Source organism: Rania fehmarnensis, from assembly GCF_056494185.1.
The window spans coordinates 3,934,660-3,953,968 of record NZ_CM151398.1; the positions used below are offsets into that span (position 1 = coordinate 3,934,660).

12 protein-coding genes are annotated in these 19,309 nt (G+C 55.3%); 6 read left to right on the forward strand and 6 right to left on the reverse strand.

Annotated features, from left to right (window positions below; all coding sequences use genetic code 11):
• Positions 1 to 50 precede the first annotated feature (50 nt).
• Complete coding sequence (locus tag SH573x_RS13170; protein WP_479355712.1) at positions 51 to 1,478, reverse strand: DUF1501 domain-containing protein; 1,428 nt, start codon at positions 1,476 to 1,478, stop codon at positions 51 to 53.
• Positions 1,475 to 4,015 carry a PSD1 and planctomycete cytochrome C domain-containing protein gene (locus SH573x_RS13175; RefSeq protein ID WP_479355713.1) on the reverse strand — a complete coding sequence of 847 codons (2,541 nt, stop codon included), beginning with the start codon at positions 4,013 to 4,015 and terminating at the stop codon, positions 1,475 to 1,477. The genes SH573x_RS13170 and SH573x_RS13175 overlap by 4 nt, the downstream gene beginning before the upstream one ends.
• A gap of 387 nt (positions 4,016 to 4,402) precedes the next feature.
• On the opposite strand from SH573x_RS13175, the gene SH573x_RS13180 reads away from it, so the two are divergent.
• The 4 genes from SH573x_RS13180 to SH573x_RS13195 all read left to right on the forward strand — a co-directional run bounded on the left by SH573x_RS13180 (position 4,403) and on the right by SH573x_RS13195 (position 13,029).
• Complete coding sequence (locus tag SH573x_RS13180; protein ID WP_479355715.1) at positions 4,403 to 5,500, forward strand: alpha/beta hydrolase family protein; 1,098 nt, start codon at positions 4,403 to 4,405, stop codon at positions 5,498 to 5,500.
• A gap of 462 nt (positions 5,501 to 5,962) precedes the next feature.
• Positions 5,963 to 10,405: an outer membrane protein assembly factor BamB family protein gene (locus tag SH573x_RS13185; RefSeq protein WP_479355717.1), complete on the forward strand. Its 4,443-nt coding sequence runs from the start codon at positions 5,963 to 5,965 to the stop codon at positions 10,403 to 10,405.
• Between the two features lie 93 nt (positions 10,406 to 10,498).
• The gene (locus tag SH573x_RS13190; protein WP_479355719.1) at positions 10,499 to 11,650 is read left to right on the forward strand and encodes a hypothetical protein; all 1,152 of its coding nucleotides are present in this window, start codon (positions 10,499 to 10,501) and stop codon (positions 11,648 to 11,650) included.
• Positions 11,651 to 11,742: 92 nt separating this feature from the next.
• Positions 11,743 to 13,029 (forward strand): 6-phosphofructokinase, encoded by a 1,287-nt coding sequence (locus SH573x_RS13195; RefSeq protein ID WP_479355721.1) that lies wholly within the window; start codon positions 11,743 to 11,745, stop codon positions 13,027 to 13,029.
• A 194-nt stretch (positions 13,030 to 13,223) separates the two neighbouring features.
• Here SH573x_RS13195 and SH573x_RS13200 read toward each other — a convergent pair whose 3' ends face one another.
• From SH573x_RS13200 to SH573x_RS13210, 3 genes are all read right to left on the reverse strand, one after another.
• Positions 13,224 to 15,110, reverse strand: a complete 1,887-nt coding sequence (locus SH573x_RS13200) for a serine/threonine-protein kinase (RefSeq protein ID WP_479355723.1) — start codon at positions 15,108 to 15,110, stop codon at positions 13,224 to 13,226.
• A gap of 32 nt (positions 15,111 to 15,142) precedes the next feature.
• Positions 15,143 to 16,042 carry a 4-hydroxy-tetrahydrodipicolinate synthase gene (gene dapA / locus SH573x_RS13205; protein ID WP_479355725.1) on the reverse strand — a complete coding sequence of 300 codons (900 nt, stop codon included), beginning with the start codon at positions 16,040 to 16,042 and terminating at the stop codon, positions 15,143 to 15,145.
• Between the two features lie 86 nt (positions 16,043 to 16,128).
• Complete coding sequence (locus SH573x_RS13210) at positions 16,129 to 16,854, reverse strand: pyridoxine 5'-phosphate synthase (protein WP_479355726.1); 726 nt, start codon at positions 16,852 to 16,854, stop codon at positions 16,129 to 16,131.
• A 493-nt stretch (positions 16,855 to 17,347) separates the two neighbouring features.
• On the opposite strand from SH573x_RS13210, the gene SH573x_RS13215 reads away from it, so the two are divergent.
• Together SH573x_RS13215 and SH573x_RS13220 are read left to right on the forward strand one after the other, a co-directional pair.
• On the forward strand, positions 17,348 to 18,298 hold the full coding sequence (locus tag SH573x_RS13215) for a sugar phosphate isomerase/epimerase family protein (RefSeq protein ID WP_479355728.1): 951 nt from the start codon (positions 17,348 to 17,350) through the stop codon (positions 18,296 to 18,298).
• A gap of 120 nt (positions 18,299 to 18,418) precedes the next feature.
• Positions 18,419 to 18,613 carry a hypothetical protein gene (locus tag SH573x_RS13220; protein ID WP_479355730.1) on the forward strand — a complete coding sequence of 65 codons (195 nt, stop codon included), beginning with the start codon at positions 18,419 to 18,421 and terminating at the stop codon, positions 18,611 to 18,613.
• A 2-nt stretch (positions 18,614 to 18,615) separates the two neighbouring features.
• On the opposite strand, the gene SH573x_RS13225 is transcribed toward SH573x_RS13220, so the two are convergent.
• Positions 18,616 to 19,074 (reverse strand): hypothetical protein, encoded by a 459-nt coding sequence (locus SH573x_RS13225; protein WP_479355732.1) that lies wholly within the window; start codon positions 19,072 to 19,074, stop codon positions 18,616 to 18,618.
• Positions 19,075 to 19,309 lie beyond the last annotated feature (235 nt).

The window sequence follows — 19,309 nt, forward strand, 5'->3', positions numbered from 1 at the left end:
CCTCGCCTGGCGGCTACGGGTTAAACGAGCGCTGGTCACATCACATCACATCAGGCGAGGATTTGACTAACCACGTTTCCATGCACGTCGGTCAGACGATAATCTCGGCCGTTGAAACGGTAGGTTAAGCGTTTGTGGTCGATGCCAAGCAAATGCAACATCGTAGCTTGTAAGTCATGAACGTGCACGGGCGAATTAATCACGTTGTATCCAAACTCATCGGTGGCTCCGTGAATGTAACCTGGCTTGGTACCTCCACCTGCCATCCAGATCGTAAAGGCGAAGGGATGATGATCACGACCTTCTTTACCAGTTGCTGAGCCGCGGCGCACTTCTGCCATCGGCGTTCGACCGAACTCGCCGGCCCATACCACCAGTGTATCGTCCAGCAAACCACGCTGCTTCAAATCGGTCAGTAGCGCGGCTGTGGGTTGATCGGTCATGGCGCAGTTGGTTTGCAAGTTGTCGTTCAGGCTGCTGTGATCGTCCCAGGTGGAATGAAATAGTTGAACGAAACGCACACCGCGCTCGATCATGCGGCGAGCCAAGAGGCAATTGACGCCAAACGGCCGTGTCACCGGGTTATCCAGACCATACAGGGATTGAGTCTGAGCGGCTTCGTGGTTGAGGTCGATCAACTCGGGGGCTGCCGCTTGCATGCGAAAGGCCAACTCATAAGCAGCTATCCGCGACTCGATTTCGGTGTCCCCCGACTCCGCCAGCTGCATACGATTCAGTTCGAGAATGGTATTCAATCGCTCGGACTGAGCCGCCTGGTCAATGCCTTTGGGATTGGACAAGTGCAGAATGGGATCACCTGTGCTGCGAAAGGTAACCCCGCGATAAGCCGATGGCAAGAACCCGCTGCTCCACAGGGCTGTACCTGCATCGACTCCCTTGCCCGAGTTGGATAACAGCACGACATAGCCCGGCAAATTATCGCACACGCTGCCCAGTCCATAATTGACCCAGGCCCCCATGCTCGGATTGCCAAACAAGGGCGTCCCGCTGTTGAGCAGCAGCTGCGCGGGATCATGGTTGCTTTGATCGGTCACCATCGAGCGAATCATGCAGATCTCGTCAGCCAGTTTGCCTGTGTGAGGCAAGAAGTCCGAGAAGTCCATACCGCACTGACCATAACGCCGAAATGTGCGTGGGCTGGCCATGACTCGCGCACTGTTCTTGATGATCGGATCAGCCAGCGTAGTCAACAACGAGTCAGGTACTGGCTGGCCATGCAGCTTGGTCATCAGAGGTTTTGGATCGTGCAAATCCAAGTGCGATGGTCCACCCGACATAAAAATGAAGATCACACGTTTGGCTCGGGGTGCAAAATGAGTGGCCGGTTCGTGTGCACTGGCCGAACCTTGCATGTACTGCCACAGGGCGGTGGCCCCCAAACCGTAAGCAGCACGCTGCAGCAGCTCTCGGCGCGAGTGAACAATCGGTGACGTCGTATAGTCGCGAGCGTGATTCATGGCCTGTTAATCGCTTCGTCAAGATTCAAGAGGACACTGGCGACCATCGTCCAAGCAGCCCACTCCGCGACATCGTTATGAGGCGCAACATGTTCCGGTCGATGACTAACCACATCGACGGCCTGTGACGGCTGATTTGCGAAACGGTTCATTTGAGCTTGCCAGAAGTTCATCAAGATCTCGCGCTGCGATGCAGTGGGTGGGTGGCCTAGCAAGTGTCGATGCAGATTGTCGAGCCGCGCCGCACTCGAACTGGATGGGGTGTGAACGAGGCGATACGCGGCCATCACGGCCCCTTCGAGCAAGACCGGATCGTTCATGAGAGCAAGGGCTTGCAGTGGAGTATTGGAGCGCTCGCGCCTGGTGCAACTACGGCTGCTGTCCGGCATATCGAAGTTAATCGACTGGGCAAAGGGAGAGGTGCGTTGCCAAAAGGTATAGAGTCCACGTCGATAGCGATCACCACCAGGGCTGACCTCCCACTTGTTATCAAAGCCTTCGCTAATGACACTCAAGGGCTGTGGTGGTCGCACGCTTGGGCCGCCAAGCCGCTGGTCCAACAAACCACTGCTGGTCAAGATCATGTCGCGAACCGCTTCGGCAGGCAGACGCAAGCGCGAGCTGCGGGCCAGCCAAACATTCTGTGGATCCAAGTTCAACTTACGCGGATCGGCATACGAAGATTGTTGATAGACTTGGCTACTAACAATCTGTCGAATGAGTTGCTTCAGACTCCACTGCCTTCGAACGAGTTGGCTGGCTAACCAGTCGAGCAGTTCTGGATGCGATGGCACAGCCCCGCGCACGCCCAGGTTTTCGGAAGTGCTAACCAGTCCGCGGCCAAATAACTCTTGCCATATTCGATTGACCAGCACACGGGCGGCCAGCGGGTTTTCGGCAGAGGTTAGCCAAAGTGCCAATGCATGACGATCGGCGGGTTGTGGCGTGGCATCACTAACAAAAATCTGAGGGATGCCCGGCTGAACGGCCTGAGCTGGTCGTCGGAAATCTCCGCGCGTGTGCACGTGCGTCGTCCGGAAGCGGCGTGCGGTAGTGATCGTTTGGGGGCGACTGACTGAAGGCAGCTGGGCTGTTAAAGCGGCAAGCTTGGTGCTGAGCCTCTCCAATTCCAACTGTGTGAACGCGGTGGAATCAATCAGCGACCCGTGCTGCAGAAAATAGTCTTGCAACCTAGCGTGTTCGGCAGCTGAACGCAGCTCACGCGGAGTCTTTACAATGTTCAGGCCTTCCAGTTGCCCTTCTCCGTTACCTTGTCCCCAGATCAGCCCCAGCACTTCCAGCAGCCGATCCCAGCGATGATCGACACCTGGATTCTTCTCGGTCCACAACAGCTTGTCTTCCCACGCAGCTTGCAGTCGCTCCATCTCTGCAGACTTTTCGCCGATGATTTGTTGCCGATTAGCCAGGTAGTTAGCCCACGCGATTGCAAATGTCGCTTGCTCATCAGCGAGCGGTGCATCGATGTTGACTTCGTCGCAGTTATTAAAGTAGGCGTATAGTCGATAGAAATCGAGTTGCGTCAGCGGGTCATACTTGTGGTCGTGACATTCGGCACAGGCGATGGTCAGACCTAACCAGGTCGTCGATACCGTAACCGTGCGATCAACGACTTGACGCACGCGATACTCTTCCAAGTCCGCACCGCCTTCGCGATTGCTGAGAGTATTGCGCAGAAAGCCTGTGGCCATGCGCAGTTGTTGCGCTTCGTCTCCCGACGCACCCTCAGCTAATAAGTCGCCAGCCAACTGGGCGACGGTGAAACGATCAAATGGCATGTCGCTATTGAAGGCATCGACCACCCAATCGCGATAACGCCATGCATGGGGTCGCAAAAAATCTTGCAGATAACCATCGCTATCGGCATAGTGCGCCAAGTCTAACCACCAGCGCGACCAACGTTCACCGAATCGTGGACTGGCCAGCACGCTATCGATCATGCGCTCCAACGCATCGTCCCGCTGATCATCTTCGATAGTGCGTAAATCGACATCCGACGGCGGCATACCGGTCAAGTCCAGATACAAACGGCGTGCCAACGTCAAGCGACTGGCCGGAGGATTGAAACCCACCAGTTCCTCCGGCATGGCTTCCAATACCAACCGATCAATCGCTGAGTAGGCGGTAGGCTTGTCGGTCAGTTTGGCACGCATGTCAGGCCGGTTGGACAGCGGTGTTAGCGACCAATGCAGTTGATACTCGGCGCCTTCGATGATCCATTGCCGCAAGACTTGAATCTGTTGATCGTTCAGCGATTTACCGTGAACTGGTGGTGGCATGCGCTGCTCGGGATCAGTCGACGTGATCCGGTCCATCAATACCGAACGAGTCGGTTGACCGGGCACAATGGCGGCAGCATGCAGAGTGCTGTTGGTCGCGTCTGCTAACGTATCCAGTCTCAACTCGGCTTGCCGCGTCGCCCTGTCGGGACCATGACAAGCGAAACAATTATCCGCCAAGATTGGCAACACATCGCGGTTGTACTCAATGGCATCCGCTGCTTGAAGCGACGGACTCATCGCAATTATCGCCAGAATTGCGATGCGGGCCATGGTGGCGAGGTCGCCCGAGTTTGCGAGGTGGGATAGATTACGCACGTTGTCGCTGACTTAAACCATGATTGGCGCGGTGGGGTAGGTAGCATTATTTTACATCGTAGCCGATCTCGCCGGAGATTTGGATGAATTAAATCGTAGCCGATCTCGCCAGAGATTGGTCGGTAGCCGATCTCGCCAGAGATTGGATGAATCAGAGTAGTTCGTCCAAAGTCTGGCGACTTCGGCTACGGGATTGGATGAATCAGAGTAGCGCGTCCAAAGTCTGGCGACTTCGGCTACGGGATTGGATAAATCAGAGTAGTTCGTCCAAAGTCTGGCGACTTCGGCTACAGAATGCGGAAATCACTTATGAATAGAATTCTATTGCTGGCTTGTGTTGTTCTCGATCCGTGGGTGGCTGTGGCTCTTTGCCAAGACCCGCCGCATCCAGAGAGCGCGATCGCCTATCCTGACCATTCCAAATTGTTGGTGCTGCGCGACGCAGCGGGTCAGGAGTCGCCGATTACGACCGCTGAGCAGTGGCGGCAGCGGGCAGGCCACATTCGTGCCGGTATGCAACAAGCGATGGGACCACTGCCGGATCGTAGCCAGCGCGTACCGCTAGAGGTCGAGACCGTATCGGAAGAACAGACTGGCTCCTACTTGCGTCAGAAGATTCGCTTCACACCCGAGCGCGATGACCGAGTACCTGCGTGGCTGTTGATTCCCAACACACTTCCAGCCAGTGGTCGAGCACCGGCCATGTTATGTTTGCATCAAACGGTCGGAATCGGCAAAGACGAACCGGCGGGCTTGGGTGGCAAACCGTCATTGCACTATGCGCATGAGTTGGCCGCGCGAGGTTATGTCTGCATCGTGCCGGATTACCCATCATTCGGAGAGTACGCATACGATTTCAAGCAACAGGGGGCTCACTACGCTTCGGGGTCGATGAAAGCCATTTGGAACAACATGCGCGCAGTCGATCTGCTTGAGAGTTTGCCACAAGTCGATCCGGATCACATTGGCGTTATCGGCCATTCGTTGGGTGGACATAACTCGTTGTTCACCGCGGTTTTTGATGATCGATTGAAGGCGGTAGTTACCAGCTGCGGTTACACGCCTTTTCACGACTACTACGGCGGCAAAGTTGCGGGCTGGACCAGCGATCGCTATATGCCGCGCATCCGCGAGGCCTATGGTAACGATGCAAGTAAAATACCATTTGATTTCTATGAAGTTTTAGCGGCCATCGCCCCGCGCGGCATCTACTCTTGCTCGCCGAAACGTGATAACAACTTCGATATCAACGGGGTGGAGAAGGCAGTGGCGGCAGCGGGCCGGGTATACGATATCTTCGGTGCCGGCGACAAACTGGTGCTTGACGCACCTGATGCCGAACATGACTTTCCTCAAGCGCAGCGGCTGGCCGCGTACGTGTGGTTGGATAAGCTGTTGAAGCCGTAACCCCTGCTGCAAAGAGATCGTACAGCTTTTAAGTTGTGCCATTGCATGGCGTTAAGGGTTCTGGGTGGCACTGGCTATGCGCAGCATTGCCAGTGCTTGGATCGAAGTGGTGCGGTTGGCGAGCCTGCTGACTAGCTAAGCGAAGTTGTGCTCGCACCTCTGAGGGGACGCTTCTGTGACCGGTTTGGCCTTTCGGGAGTGCCCCACCGTTGGTTGCTCACAAACTTCGATTCCCTTGGTCTATGCGTTCGCAGACCGAATATCAAACGCTTCGTTTTGAACACTGGCAATGCTGCGCATAGCCAGTGCCACCCCAAGGCCTTTGTATCTCGATAGTTAAAAGCTGTACGATCTCCAAACTCGCAGGGGGGCACAAGTGATGCCGCGCGCGGTACGCAGGCAATGTTGAACCAGCTATACTAAAGGCTCGTTTTACGCACACTCACGATTATGGAAGACAGTATGTCGTCTCGCTGGCAAGGTTTGGTGCTGGGCAGCTCTCTTAGTACGTTATTGCACACGCTGCTGGGGCTGTTGCTGTGGCAGGCATGTGGGCAGGGCGTAAGGGCCGAAGATTGGCCGATGTGGCGATTCGATGCCTATCGCAGTGCGTCCTCTACGAATCGACTGCATAGCGACCAACTGCAGCTCGCCTGGACGCGCGCGATTGGTCCGCGGAAAACGGCTTGGGATGATACGCTCAATCGCGATTTGATGAGTTACGATCGACTGCTCGAACCGGTCATTTACGGAGGCAAAGTTTATCTCGGGCTGAACGACCGCGATCAAGTGATCGCCCTGGAATTGGCGACGGGGAAACTGGTCGCCAGCTATTTTTGTGATGGACCGGTACGCCTGCCGCCCGTGGTTTGGCAGGAACATGTTTACTGTGCCAGCGACGATGGCTTCCTGCACTGCATGACGGCCGACGGGTTGAAGCCGGCGTGGAAGTTTAAAGGTGCCCCGGGTGGAACACGGGCAGCCCACAGCGGTGACTCGTTGGGCCGATTGAGTTTGGGCAATCAGCGATTGATTTCCGCCTGGCCGATGCGTGGTGGACCAGTGGTTCGCGATGGACATTTGTACGTAGCAGCCAGCATCTGGCCGTTTATGGGAACGTTCATCTATGCACTTGATGCTCGAACAGGCGCGGTCCAGTGGTGCAATGATGAAACGGGTGCGCAGTACATCAGGCAACCGCATAGTGCACCTGCCTTTGCGGGCGTAGCCCCACAAGGTGCACTCGTGGCCACTGAAGATGCGCTGATTGTGCCCGGTGGACGCTCGGTGCCGGCGGTCTTTGAACGAGCCACAGGACAACTTCGCTACTTTGAGTTAAACGCTGGTGGTAAAGGTACCGGTGGTTCGCTGGTGATGGCCGACGAGGCATCGTGGTATGTGCACACACGCGAGCGTGGCACGCGCGAGTTTGCCTTGGACACCGGCCTCAAAACTGCATTTATGCCCAACGAACCAGTGCTGGCCGGTGAGTTCATTTACGCCTACGAGCGTAGCGAGGACAAAGACCTGGTGATTTGTTATGCCCGAGCAACCAAAGAGAAAATCTGGGAGCTGCCCTGCAATGCCAACGGTGATTTGATCGGATTGAGCGATCGCCTGGTGGCAGCCGGTACAACCAGCGATGGCAAATCAACCATCCACATTATCGCCTTGCCCAAAGATGGACAGTCGTCAAGCATTGTGGGTAGCGTCGATGTTGCAGGTCGCGTCGAGCGTCTGCTGGCCGCCGATGGCATGGTGCTAGCCGTTACGCGCGAAGGTGCTATCCACGCACTGACCACGGATCCCACGCCCAGCGCTGCAACCGCGCCTGCAGCAGTTGTACTGTCCTCCGAATTCGATCGCTTGGTCGCAGATGCATCCACACAGCAAGCTGCCCAGAGACTTCGCGCATCCGGCCAGGCGGAGGGTTACGCAGTTTTGCTGGGAGCCGAAAGCCAGACGCTGGTCAACGCACTGGCCCATCAATCACCGTTTGTGGAACTGGCCATGTTTGACTCCAGCGCCCAGCGCGTGGATAAACTTCGACAACAGCTTGATCAACATGGACTCTATGGCAAGTTGACTGCTCACACTTCAGCGCTCGGTGATCTGGCGCTGCCGCCTTACTTGGCTAACGAAATGTTTGTCAGCCCAGAGATGACACAACAGTTGTTGGCTCAGCCGGACCAGTTGGTTCGGCTGTATGAATCGATTCGACCGTACGGCGGCGTTATGTGCCTGGTGGCCAGTGAATCGCTGGAAGCCGTAGCAGCGGATAAGCTGAAAGAGTTGAAAGAAGCAGTTGCGCGTTGCAATCTCAGCCGAGCGGAAGTGGACGTGCTGGATTGGGGTGTGCGAATTAAACGCACTGGTTCGCTACCAGGCAGCGGCAGTTGGACTCATCAGTATGGCAACATGGCCAATACGCTGAAATCGGAAGACAAACTGGTCAAGTTGCCACTGGGTGTGTTATGGTACGGTGGTGTGACTCATGAAGATGTGCTGCCGCGGCATGGTCACGGGCCGCCCGAACAAGTAGTCGATGGTCGCTTGTTTATCGAGGGCATCAACACATTGACGGCTCGCGATGTATACACAGGTCGGGTACTCTGGCAGCGCAAATTCGATGACCTGGGTACCCAGGATGTGTACTTCGATGAAACGTACAAAGAGACGCCGTTGGATCCAGCATATAACCAGGTTCATATACCAGGTGCCAACGGGCGTGGCACTAACTATGTAGTGACTGCCGATCACATCTACTTGGTGGAAGGGGCAACCTGCCACGTTTTAGACACGGCCACGGGTGCAAACCTCTTTGACATACAAATGCCGAGCAATGAAGCGGGAGATGTCAATGAGTGGGGCTATGTAGGCGTGCTGGATGACGTGCTCGTCGGCGGCAAAGGTTTTGCCAAGTTCCGCTCACGCCAGGCGATCGAAGATGATTCCGAGAAGTTTACGGGCAACAAGGCAGGGTTCGGTGCCAAGAGTCTTGACCGAGCAGCCAGTATGGCGCTCGTGGGTTTCGATCGCCACACAGGCAAACAACTCTGGCAAGTCGACGCGCGCCACAGCTTTTGGCATAACGGCATTGTGGGCAGTGGTGGCCGCATCTTTGCCATGGACAAGAACCCCAAACCTGTGGAAGACTTCCTGCGTCGGCGCGGTCGCTCGAATCCGAAGACATATCGCATCGCATGTTTTGATCTACTGACTGGGGCGACGCTGTGGGAACAATCCGGCGATGTGTTTGGTTCCTGGTTGGGTTACTCGAGCGAACATGACCTGTTGCTGCAAGCCGGGGCAGCCGCGAGCGATCGCCTGGCCAGCGAAGTAGGACAGGGCATGAGTGTCATGAAGGGGGCCACGGGCGAAACTGTTTGGACCAAGCAGGATTTAAAATACTCGGGGCCTTGCGTCCTCTTCGATGACTTGATCATCACCAACGCCAATTCGTACACCGAATCGTCGGGCGCGTTCTACATTCAAGATGGTTCGCAGAAGATGACCAAGAATCCACTAACAGGGCAATTGGAGCCCTGGAAGATTACGCGGGCGTACGGTTGCAACAGTATCATCGCTTCGTCGAATTTGCTCACCTTCCGCTCTGGGGCCGCAGGTTTCTACGACATGCATACCGAAGCCGGCACAGGCAATCTTGGCGGCTTTCGCTCGGGATGCACTTCGAATCTGATCGCAGCCGATGGCGTCTTGAATGCGCCCGACTATACGCGAACTTGCAGTTGTTCTTATCAGAATCAAACGTCATTGGCGTTGGTGCATATGCCTGAATTGGATGCTTGGACCATTAGCAACTCTGCGACCTTGGAACCCAAGTCAGGGCGACTGGCCCAGATCGGTATTAACCTGGGTGCTCCCGGAGATCGCCGTGCTCCCGACGGTCGCATGTGGCTTGAATATCCCTCCGTGTCCGGTGATTCACCTAACCTGCCAGTGAAGTGGGAAGGCAGCGCGCGGCTCTTTCAAGATCATCCCAGTTGGTTGCCCGAGGCTTCGCTGCCCTGGGTCCACTCCTCGGGAATTGAAGGCCTCAGTCGTCTGCGAGTAAGCTTGGTCGCGGAACCTCGCGATAAACTGGCTACAGGCTGGCCGATTCAAAGTGTCAGCGATGATGCAGAAGAGAATAGCCGGGGAGAAGTTGTGCTGGACAGCAGTGGAATTGAGCTGGGCCACGACGGCCAAGAGCCTCAATGGGTAGCATTTCGCTTTATCGATTTGCCACTCGCCAAAGGGGCCAAGGTTCGCGCGGCACATCTGCAGTTGACCTCCAAGGGCAAATACGAAGACGAGTCGGTCTTGGAGCTAGCGGCAGAGTTGTCAGCCATGCCAGCCGAGTTGGATAGCGACCAAGCTAAATTGTCTCAGCGAGCGCTGACCAGCGCTAAAGTCTCTTGGAAGGTTCAGCCCTGGACTGCCGAAGGCGAAGCCAAAGAGGCTCAGAAGTCGCCAGACATCAGCAGCCTGATCGAAGAGGTAATCGCGCGCGATGATTGGGTGCCCGGCAGTTCGGTCGTGATACTAGTGCGTGGAACGGGCACTCGTTCAGCTGCCGCTTTTCGTGGTCGCGATTCGGGTGCGGCTCGCTTGGTTATCGATGCCGATGAAGTACCGCTGGTCGATGAAAGTAAGGTCGCTCCGCAAGCATACCGCGTCGTGTTACACTTCGCTGTGCCGCAAGGAACGTCGGAACAACAGCGAGAATTCGATGTCGATGTCGCAGGTCAAGCGACCTTGCCATCGATCAAGCTAGGCGGGGCTGATCCACTGTGGCGAGTCGAGACCATTGAGCGCGTCGAATTGCGAAATTGGCTTGAATTAAAGTTCAACAGCAGGCGCGGAGCGCCGGTTATCTGCGGTATCGAGTTAGAACGCTTGTAGCCTTTGCACCCTTAGGTCGCAGCGGTTGTTGCCACCATACAGATGATTGTTGACAAAACTGACGCCGCTTTTAGAAAGTCGGCTTAATGAACTATGTATAAGCTTTTGTTATCGACAACTGCAGTTTTGCTCTTGGCCATTAGCGCGCTGGCGTGCAACGTGCCCGTCTTTCGCTATGCGCTTGACCATTGGTCTGCGGACAGCTACCGCGTTGTGGTCTTGCACAAGGGACCACTTTCGCCTGCAGCAGGCCAAGCCCTGGACCAACTGAATGCTTGCGTTGAGTCCAAGCAGTGCAACCTGGTGATCCACTCGATCGATACTACGAGTACCCTGTCCCAGGCAGACCAGGCTTATGTCGATACGTGCAAGATCGAGGTGGACACCGAACCCACTCTGTTGCTGCATTATCCAGCGGCGCTTGACATACGAGAGCCTGTGCTAACCAGCCCCTTGGAAGGCACGCGTGTTTCAACTCTCGTTGATTCGCCCATGCGTCGCGAACTATTGCAGCGGCTGGCCCACGGTCAATCGGCGGTGTGGATGTTGGTCAAAAGTGGAGACAAGGCTCTCGACCGTGCGACCGAACAGATTATTGAAAAAGAGTTGCGACAGCTGCAAGCGACTTTGGAATTGCCCAAGCTGACCGACGATCCGGCTGACGCGGTTGTCGGTGGACCTGAACTGCGCGTCGAGTTTTCACTACTCAGCCTGGATCGAAATCGTAGCGCAGAGCATGAACTGGTTCAAATGCTCATCAATAGCGAAGTTGATCTGAAAGAATTGGATCAGCCAATTCTCTTTGCGGCCTTCGGCCGCGGTCGGGTTCTCTGGCCTTTGGTGGGACCTGGGATTACAGCCGAAAACATTAGGGAAATGGCTGTCTTTGTAACTGGTGCCTGCTCGTGCCAAGTCAAAGAACAAAACCCAGGCTTCGATTTACTGCTGAAGACGAATTGGGATGAGCTATTACCATGGACCACCACGATCACCACTCCAGGATTAGTGGATAATAACGCTGCCCCTGAACTGGTGCCAATTCCTAACGGCAACGGCCAGGCGGAGGCGGTCAGTAGCCATCAAGAGCCCATGCCAGTGGTGAAAGTTATTAGCACTAGCAATAGACCCGTAGTCACTGGGCGGAACTGGACACAGATTTTAGTGGTAGTTTGCTTAGCGATTGCCGTGCCGCTGGTCTTGCGCCGATTGTGGGCGGATGTCCGCGCAGGTGGACGGCAAGACTAGAGGCGATTGGGCGACGCAGGTCAGATGGCTGCGATGAAGAGAATACACACAGGCTGGAAGCCTATGCCACAATACACACAGGCTGGAAGCCTATGCCACAATACACACAGGCTGGAAGCCTATGCCACAAGATACACAGGCTGGAAGCCTATGCCACAAGACACACAGGAGCACATGTGAGCGACGCGCGAAGACGAATCGGAATTTTGACCAGTGGTGGAGATTGTCCGGGGCTGAACGCGGTTATTCGCGGCAGCGTTAAGACGGCGATCAATCTTGGCTATGAAGTGTTGGGGATCCTGCGTGGCTTCGAAGGACTGATCGAGCCTGTGTCGACCATGACGCTCGATTTGGTCAACACCTTCGGCATACTTAATCAAGGTGGTACCATTCTTGGCTCGACCAACAAAGGTCGTTTCTCGGCGAAGGTCGGCATTGATGAGAAACGCGGTTTGGATCCTGCACTGCTGACAGCAGTGCGAAAGAACTTGGAAGAGCTCCAGATCGATGGTTTGATTTGTGTGGGTGGCGATGGTTCGCTGTCGATTGCGCAAGCCATGCATGACCATGGAATTCCGGTGGTGGGTGTTCCTAAGACGATTGATAATGATCTACGTTGTACGGCCTTCAGCTTTGGTTTTGATAGTGCAGTGGCCTGCGCGGCCGATGCCTTGGATCGGCTGCACACGACCGCGGCTAGTCATGAACGAGTCATGGTTCTGGAGGTCATGGGGCGTCACACCGGTTGGATTGCTTTGCATGCTGGCATTGCCGGCGGTGGAGACGTGATTTTGATACCCGAGATCGCTTGGACGTACGAGAACGTTTGTGCAAAAATCGTCCAACGCCGACAGATGGGCAAGCGTTTTACTTTAGTAGTAGTGGCCGAAGGCGCTCATCAACCCGGAGGTGGCCTGGTTACGCTCGACGGCAGTTGCTCCGACAAACAAATTCGATTGGGCGGTATCGGCCAGGTAGTCGCCGAAGAAATACAAGCTCGTCTAGGCACCGAGACGCGCTGCGTTGTGTTGGGGCACTTGCAGCGTGGCGGACAGCCGACCTATTTCGATCGCATGCTGGCAACACAATATGGTGTGCATGCCGTGCGTTTGATCGAAGAACGTCGCTTCGGCGAAATGGTCTGTTACGATCCACCCGAGATTGGCAGTATACCGATATCAAAAGCTGTCGATCATATCTCAACGGTCGATCCACTCGGCTCGGCCGTCGTGGCTGCGCGAGGTCTGGGCGTCAGCTTTGGCGATACTGCTACGTTCGTTAACCCATTTCCGAACTCGCAAGTGGCTGCGCAGACCCACGCCGAAAAATTCAACGCCTCCGCCGACTATTGGGCCATCCTGGAATCGGACTACGAATAGTGTTTTGGAGTGCTGCGCCTTTGGAGTGCTGCGGCGTAGCCGTAGCTTTGATGTCCTAACCAAACGGTACCGCAGCCAGCACGAACTAGGTGACTCCCAACTTTCAGAGCGACTCAGGCTGCGGCTTGAGACTTCGCTTACATCAAAGCGGTGCCAGATGGCACCGCACTCCAAGGCACGGCACTCCAAGGAGCTTACGGTTGGATGGCTTTGATGCGGGTGACGATGTCCTTGGCCCAGAGCTTGTCGCTGTAGAGTTCGATAATGCTGCGGTAGAAGATGGATAGCTGGGCTTTGGGCATCGTGGCTTCGGCGGCGTGGATGACGGATTCAAGTTGAGCGGTGGCTTCGGTGGTGGGAGTGGCGCGTGCGTGAGCCAGCGTTTCGGATGCATGTTCGGCTAACTCGATGTAACGCTTGTCCTTGGGCGCCAGATCGCCAGCGTTGCGATATACCGCTAGGAAAGCATCAAACTTGCGTCGCGCGTCCGTGGGATCGCGATCCATGGCTTCGATACAGTCCAGAAAACCTTGTTCGATTGCGTTCAACTGATCGTTGCCGTTGCGTCCTCGACGGCGAACATTGCGAGCCATGCGGAGCAACTCAGCTTCGTCCAACCATTGCTTGACTTCCGCCGATCGCTCGTCGTCAGGGAAACGTTCGATGAACTCTTCCATGTCCGGTATCACCCCTGACAGCTGGTTGTCATCACCGGACTCCACGGCAGTGATGATCTGATCATGCAGAGCATCCGCGGTAAGTGGTTGCAACATGTACCAGGTAGCTCCGACTAGTCCGAGCAGCAGCATGATCATGCCAGCGATCGATAGATACTGAATTAGCTTGGCATGTTTGTCTTGCGGAGGATGATAGAGTTCGGTCGTGTACTTGCGAGTGTCGGCATCGGTGATCGGCGTATAATGCGAGGTGGTGGCCGGTAGCGGAGTCTCGGTAGAGGGCAGCGAATCAGCTTGTGAATCAACCGTATGAGGCATAGCCATCGAGAGGCCTGTATCGCCATCGACATGTCGCGGCTTAGTGGCGCCGGCGTCTTCGCGACCGAGCTTGGCTAGGATCGACTCAGAGGCGATCGCCGTTGGTTGATCCTGGGTCGACATGTGCCCGGTGGCTTTCAGCTCTGCATCGTGAACATCATTCAGATCGATACTGGTCAGTTCCTTGGCGATTGTATTGCCAGAGACAGATTGATTGGGAGCAGCCGCTTGATTGCGGGCTCGATCGGCTTCCAGGCGAGCCATGCCTTGTTGAATGGCTTTTAGTCGATTGCCAATGACCAGCGCCGTGGGCGGACGCTTCAACGGATCTTTTTCCAGCATCTCGGAGATCAAGAGGTGCAAATCGGGAGGCGCGTCGACGGCGTAAGGCGTTGAATCAGGGGCAGGCGAATAGCGGACCGCGTACAGCACTTCAGGCACGCTCTTGCCAGCAAACGGCGCGCGGCCAGCCAAGAGTGCATACATCACGCTACCAAGGCTGTAGATGTCGCTGCGAACGGTGACACTCTTGCCTTCAGCTTGCTCAGGCGGCATGTAGTCGGCTGTGCCGATGACACTTCCCGCAGCCGTCATGTCGGTCGCACCAAACAACTTGGCGATACCAAAGTCGGTCAATTTGATGCGACCTTCTTTGTTGACCATCAAGTTGGCTGGTTTGATGTCGCGATGGATAATGCCCATGTCATGCGCGTGTTTGAGCGCGGCGGTGACATCGATGCCGATTTGAATCACTTCGGTCCAGTCGATGCGTTTGTACTGACGCAAGTGGTCATGAAGCGAATGACCGTCGACGAACTCCATGACGTAGAACAGCAAGCCCTGCTCTTCACCTACGCCGATCAGCTGGACAATATTGGGATGTCGCAAGCGCATCAGCGTTTCGATCTCGGCACTGAATCGTCGCCGGAATCGCATTTCGTTGGCGACTCCGGGCGAGATGACTTTGATCGCAACTGCATCGCCGGATTTGGCATGCAGGCCCTTGTATACGGCGCCCATGCCACCGCGTCCCAGCACGGCTTGGATCTTGTAAGGGCCTAAGTACTCGAACTCACATTTGTCCATCGAATGACTAGTCCCGAAACAGCAGAGGTGTCTTAAACGCCGACCATGAGCCCGTAGTTTTCTAGTGTATCTCGCAGGGCGTCCTTCTGCTTGTCATCCAGCGGTGTCATGGGCAATCGCAGTTCTCCCGTATCGCGACCTAACATTTCCATAGCAGCTTTGACGGGGATGGGATTGGTGGCCAGTCCCAGCATGTCGCGGCACAGCGGGAACAGTCGGTGATGCAGCTGACGAGCCCGACTGTAATCATTGGCCGCAGCCGCCTCGACCAGAGCAATAATATCTTCAGGCACGATATTGCCCGCCACTGAGATGACGCCCTCGGCTCCGACGCTCATCATCGGTAGGGTCAAGCTGTCGTCGCCACTGAGCACCGTCAGATCGGTGGTGTTGAGGATCTGCGAGCATTGGTCGAGCGAGCCGGTGGCTTCTTTAACCATCGTGATGTTCGGCAACTCGGCCAGGCGAGCAATGGTCTCCGGTTCGATGTTTTTGCCGGTGCGCCCGGGAATGTTGTAGACGCAGATGGGCAAGCCCACATCTTCCGCGATGGCTTTGAAGTGCTGATAGAAGCCTTCTTGGGTAGGCTTGTTGTAGTAAGGTGCAACCTGCAAAGAAGCATCGGCACCCGCTTTGGCTGCCCAGCGCGTTAGCCGCAGAGCTTCGGCAGTGCTGTTACTGCCGGTGCCCGCCATGACTTTTATGCGACCGGCCGCAATCTGAACGACTTCGCTGATAACACGTTCGTGTTCCTCGTGCGAAAGCGTGGGTGATTCGCCGGTTGTACCTACGGGCACCAGGCAACGCGTGCCAGCTGCGATTTGAAATTCGACTTGTTCGCGCAAACGATCGATATCCACTTTGTCATCGCGCAGAGGGGTAACAATGGCGACCGATAAACCGCGATACTCCGAACCTTTACGTGTACTCATTGCTGACTGGCTAACCTTCACTTGAGTGTGGAATTGGTTGTCGATTCTATTTGTGCCCTAATCCCGAATTGGACGTGTCCACGTGCTTAGCGGCTGCTCGACTGGATGATCAACTGTTTCATGTCACTGACCGCTTGGGCCAGACCAACGAACACGGCTCGGGCGATGATACTGTGGCCGATGTTCAATTCCTCCATATGAGGAATGGCTGCGACTGCGTTGACGTTTTGATAATTAAGACCGTGACCGGCATGTAGTTGCATGCCGAGTTGGGTCACCAATTGGCCGGCTGATTTCAAGCGGTCCAGTTCCGCCTGCTGCTGAGCGCCACGGGCCAGCGCATAACTGCCCGTGTGCAGCTCGACCATCTTAACGCCCAGGGCATGCGTGGCCTCGATTTGAACTGGGTCCGGATCGATAAACAGGCTGACTTCGATCCCGGCGGCGGCCAGATCTTCGAACGCGCGCTTCACGCGTTGCGGGTCGGCGGCCACTTCCAAGCCGCCTTCGGTGGTGACTTCCTCGCGGCGTTCTGGAACCAGCGTCGCTTGATGCGGTTGTACTTCAACTGCGATACGCACAATTTCGCTATCGCAAGCCAACTCCAAGTTCAGGCGGGTCGTTACGGTTTGGCGGAGAATATGCAAATCGCGATCTTGAATATGTCGCCGATCTTCACGCAAATGCACGGTAATCAAGTCTGCCCCAGCTTGTTCGGCCAGGCCCGCAGCCAGCACTGGGTCCGGCTCATATGTCTTACGTGCTTGTCGAATCGTCGCCACGTGATCAATGTTGACGCCCAACTGCGCCATTAGTTACTCCACAATTGCACAACACAAAATCGCCATAACTCACGTCAGCTTGGCATGCCTCGGAAGATAATCCCCCTGAGGGGCTGCCTAAGAGGCTACCTAAGGCCGTCCTCTGAACCATCGGAGTCTACCAGAATCACGCAATTTCAACCAGCGCCAGCCTCGACATGGGAGCGGTTAGCCCGCGGAAATAAGATGGCCGAAGATGGAAAAAGGCTCACGATGCGTACAATTTCACTGCAGATGCCGTAGCGGAATGCGTCAAGCATTTCGGGGCCACGTAGTGGAATGCGTCGAGCATTTCGGGAATTTCGAAAGCCTTGACGGCTTCCGCTACGAGCATTTTCGAAAGCCTTGACGGCTTCCGCTACAATTTGGAGGCAAGGTTGGGGATAGGCTTCTAGCGCGTGTGAATTGGGAGTAGACTTGAAATTCCAAGTAATCTCAGCCGTCGGCTGGGAGCCTGCGTCCACAACTCCTACGAGGCAGCACAATGACCCATTCACTGGAACGTCGCCGATTTCTGAAGCTTTCTGCTGGCGCTGCCGCCATGGCCGCCACCATTCCCAGTCATTGGGCTCTGGCCCAAGATGCCAAACCCAAAGCAGCAGAGGCCCAGGCTCAAGACGGCAACCGGAAACCACCACTTTTCCGCATCTCGCTGGCCCAATGGTCGCTGCACGACAATCTATTCAAAGGAAAGCTGGACAACCTGGATTTTCCCAAGGTAACCAGAACTGAGTTCAAAATTGGTGCGGTCGAATACGTCAACCAGTTCTTCAAAGATAAGGCCGAGGACCAAGCCTACCTGGCCGATCTGAAGGCTCGTCAAGAAGAGCACAAGGTTCGAGCTTTGTTGATCATGATCGATGGCGAAGGGGCGTTGGGCGATTCCGATGCAGCCAAGCGTCAGCAGGCTGTTGAAAATCACTACAAGTGGGTTACCGCTGCCAAAACACTTGGCTGTCATAGCATTCGCGTCAACGCGCAGACTTCAGAGAAGGACTTTGAGGAAGCTAAGAAGTTGGCGGCTGACGGCCTGCGTAAACTCAGCGAATTCGCTGTCCAGCACAAGATCAACGTGATCGTTGAAAATCACGGCGGTCTGAGCTCCAACGGCAAATGGCTCAGCGAAACCATCGCTGCGGTAGGTCTACCCAACTGCGGTACCCTCCCCGACTTTGGCAACTTCTACGAATACGATCGATATCAAGGCGTGACCGATTTGATGCCCACCGCCAAGGGCGTTAGCGCCAAGAGTTACGAGTTTGATGCCGACGGCAACGAGACAAAAATCGACTATGCCAAGATGCTCAAGATCGTGATCGATGCCGGCTATCATGGCCATATCGGCATCGAGTTCGAAGGCAAAGGTGACGAATACGAAGGTGTGCGTGCCACCCGTAAACTACTGATCAAACTGCGCAAAGCGATGACCGTGTAGCGGAATGCGTCAAGCATTTCGTCTTTACCCAGTAGCGGAATGCGTCAAGCATTTCGAATGGACAACACCAACGAAAGCCTTGACGGCTTCCGCTACAAATACACTCACGAAGGACCGTCGATGACAATTACAATGTCGCTTGAATACTTACTGCTGTATCTACCGCTGCTAGTGGCAGTTTCGTTTGTCGTCGGCGCTACGCGCCACGAGCGCAAGGATCTGATCTTCGACCAAACTCGCAAAACCGCCATTTGGATCACCAGTTTTATGCTGGTGATCTATGCTGTACTGCAACTAATTTCGTGGTCGGTGTAGATTCAGTGATCTAAGAAGACTGAAGCCAGCGCCAGTAACCAGATGGAGCTGACGATCACCACCGAGGCGCAGGTGATACGCACCCATACGCGGGTCGAGGGTGCGCTCCATGGCTCCACGGGTACCGGCTCGATCAAGCCATGGAGGAATCGCTGGCGATGAGCCGGATCATCCATCAGCGCTGCTCGGCAGGGCTCCATCAGCCCAAACTGCACGGAGAACTCCAAGGCTCCATAAAGTCGATGTTGCCGTCCTACAGGATCGACGCCAATGGCTTCAAAGAACCAAACTTGACGGCCAAAAGACGTCTCTGTCTCTTGGGTCATGTAAACACAGCGCACTGATTCGACGCGCGACTGTTCTGGGCAAAACTCCTTACGCACCAGTGCACTGCGTGCCTGGTTGGTAACGGCTTGCCAAATCTCTTTCGAGAATGGGTGAAAACTGGCGTCCGGCCTCATCCTTGCAACCCTGCAAAAGAACGAATGGGAATTGTCATCACTGTCTGTATCGGAATCTTTCTAGGCAAATCTCGAAGAGCAATCCTAGTTCCGCCGAGCTAGAAATTCTGCAAGCTTATTCCTAACGTGCTAGCATCGATCCCGACCCGCTATCATTACTATAGTGAACTCCTGCCCCCTAAGTCACTATGCTTTGGGGCATTCTGGCGCATTATCGCCACAATTTTAAAGGTCG

Excerpts from the sequence above, each read along its gene's own strand:
- SH573x_RS13170 (WP_479355712.1), bottom strand. The coding sequence starts at position 1,478 with ATGAATCACGCTCGCGACTATACGACGTCACCGATTGTTCACTCGCGC.
- SH573x_RS13175 (WP_479355713.1), bottom strand. The coding sequence starts at position 4,015 with ATGAGTCCGTCGCTTCAAGCAGCGGATGCCATTGAGTACAACCGCGAT.
- SH573x_RS13180 (WP_479355715.1), top strand. The coding sequence starts at position 4,403 with ATGAATAGAATTCTATTGCTGGCTTGTGTTGTTCTCGATCCGTGGGTG.
- SH573x_RS13185 (WP_479355717.1), top strand. The coding sequence starts at position 5,963 with ATGTCGTCTCGCTGGCAAGGTTTGGTGCTGGGCAGCTCTCTTAGTACG.
- SH573x_RS13190 (WP_479355719.1), top strand. The coding sequence starts at position 10,499 with ATGTATAAGCTTTTGTTATCGACAACTGCAGTTTTGCTCTTGGCCATT.
- SH573x_RS13195 (WP_479355721.1), top strand. The coding sequence starts at position 11,743 with ATGCCACAATACACACAGGCTGGAAGCCTATGCCACAAGATACACAGG.
- SH573x_RS13200 (WP_479355723.1), bottom strand. The coding sequence starts at position 15,110 with ATGGACAAATGTGAGTTCGAGTACTTAGGCCCTTACAAGATCCAAGCC.
- dapA (WP_479355725.1), bottom strand. The coding sequence starts at position 16,042 with ATGAGTACACGTAAAGGTTCGGAGTATCGCGGTTTATCGGTCGCCATT.
- SH573x_RS13210 (WP_479355726.1), bottom strand. The coding sequence starts at position 16,854 with ATGGCGCAGTTGGGCGTCAACATTGATCACGTGGCGACGATTCGACAA.
- SH573x_RS13215 (WP_479355728.1), top strand. The coding sequence starts at position 17,348 with ATGACCCATTCACTGGAACGTCGCCGATTTCTGAAGCTTTCTGCTGGC.
- SH573x_RS13220 (WP_479355730.1), top strand. The coding sequence starts at position 18,419 with ATGACAATTACAATGTCGCTTGAATACTTACTGCTGTATCTACCGCTG.
- SH573x_RS13225 (WP_479355732.1), bottom strand. The coding sequence starts at position 19,074 with ATGAGGCCGGACGCCAGTTTTCACCCATTCTCGAAAGAGATTTGGCAA.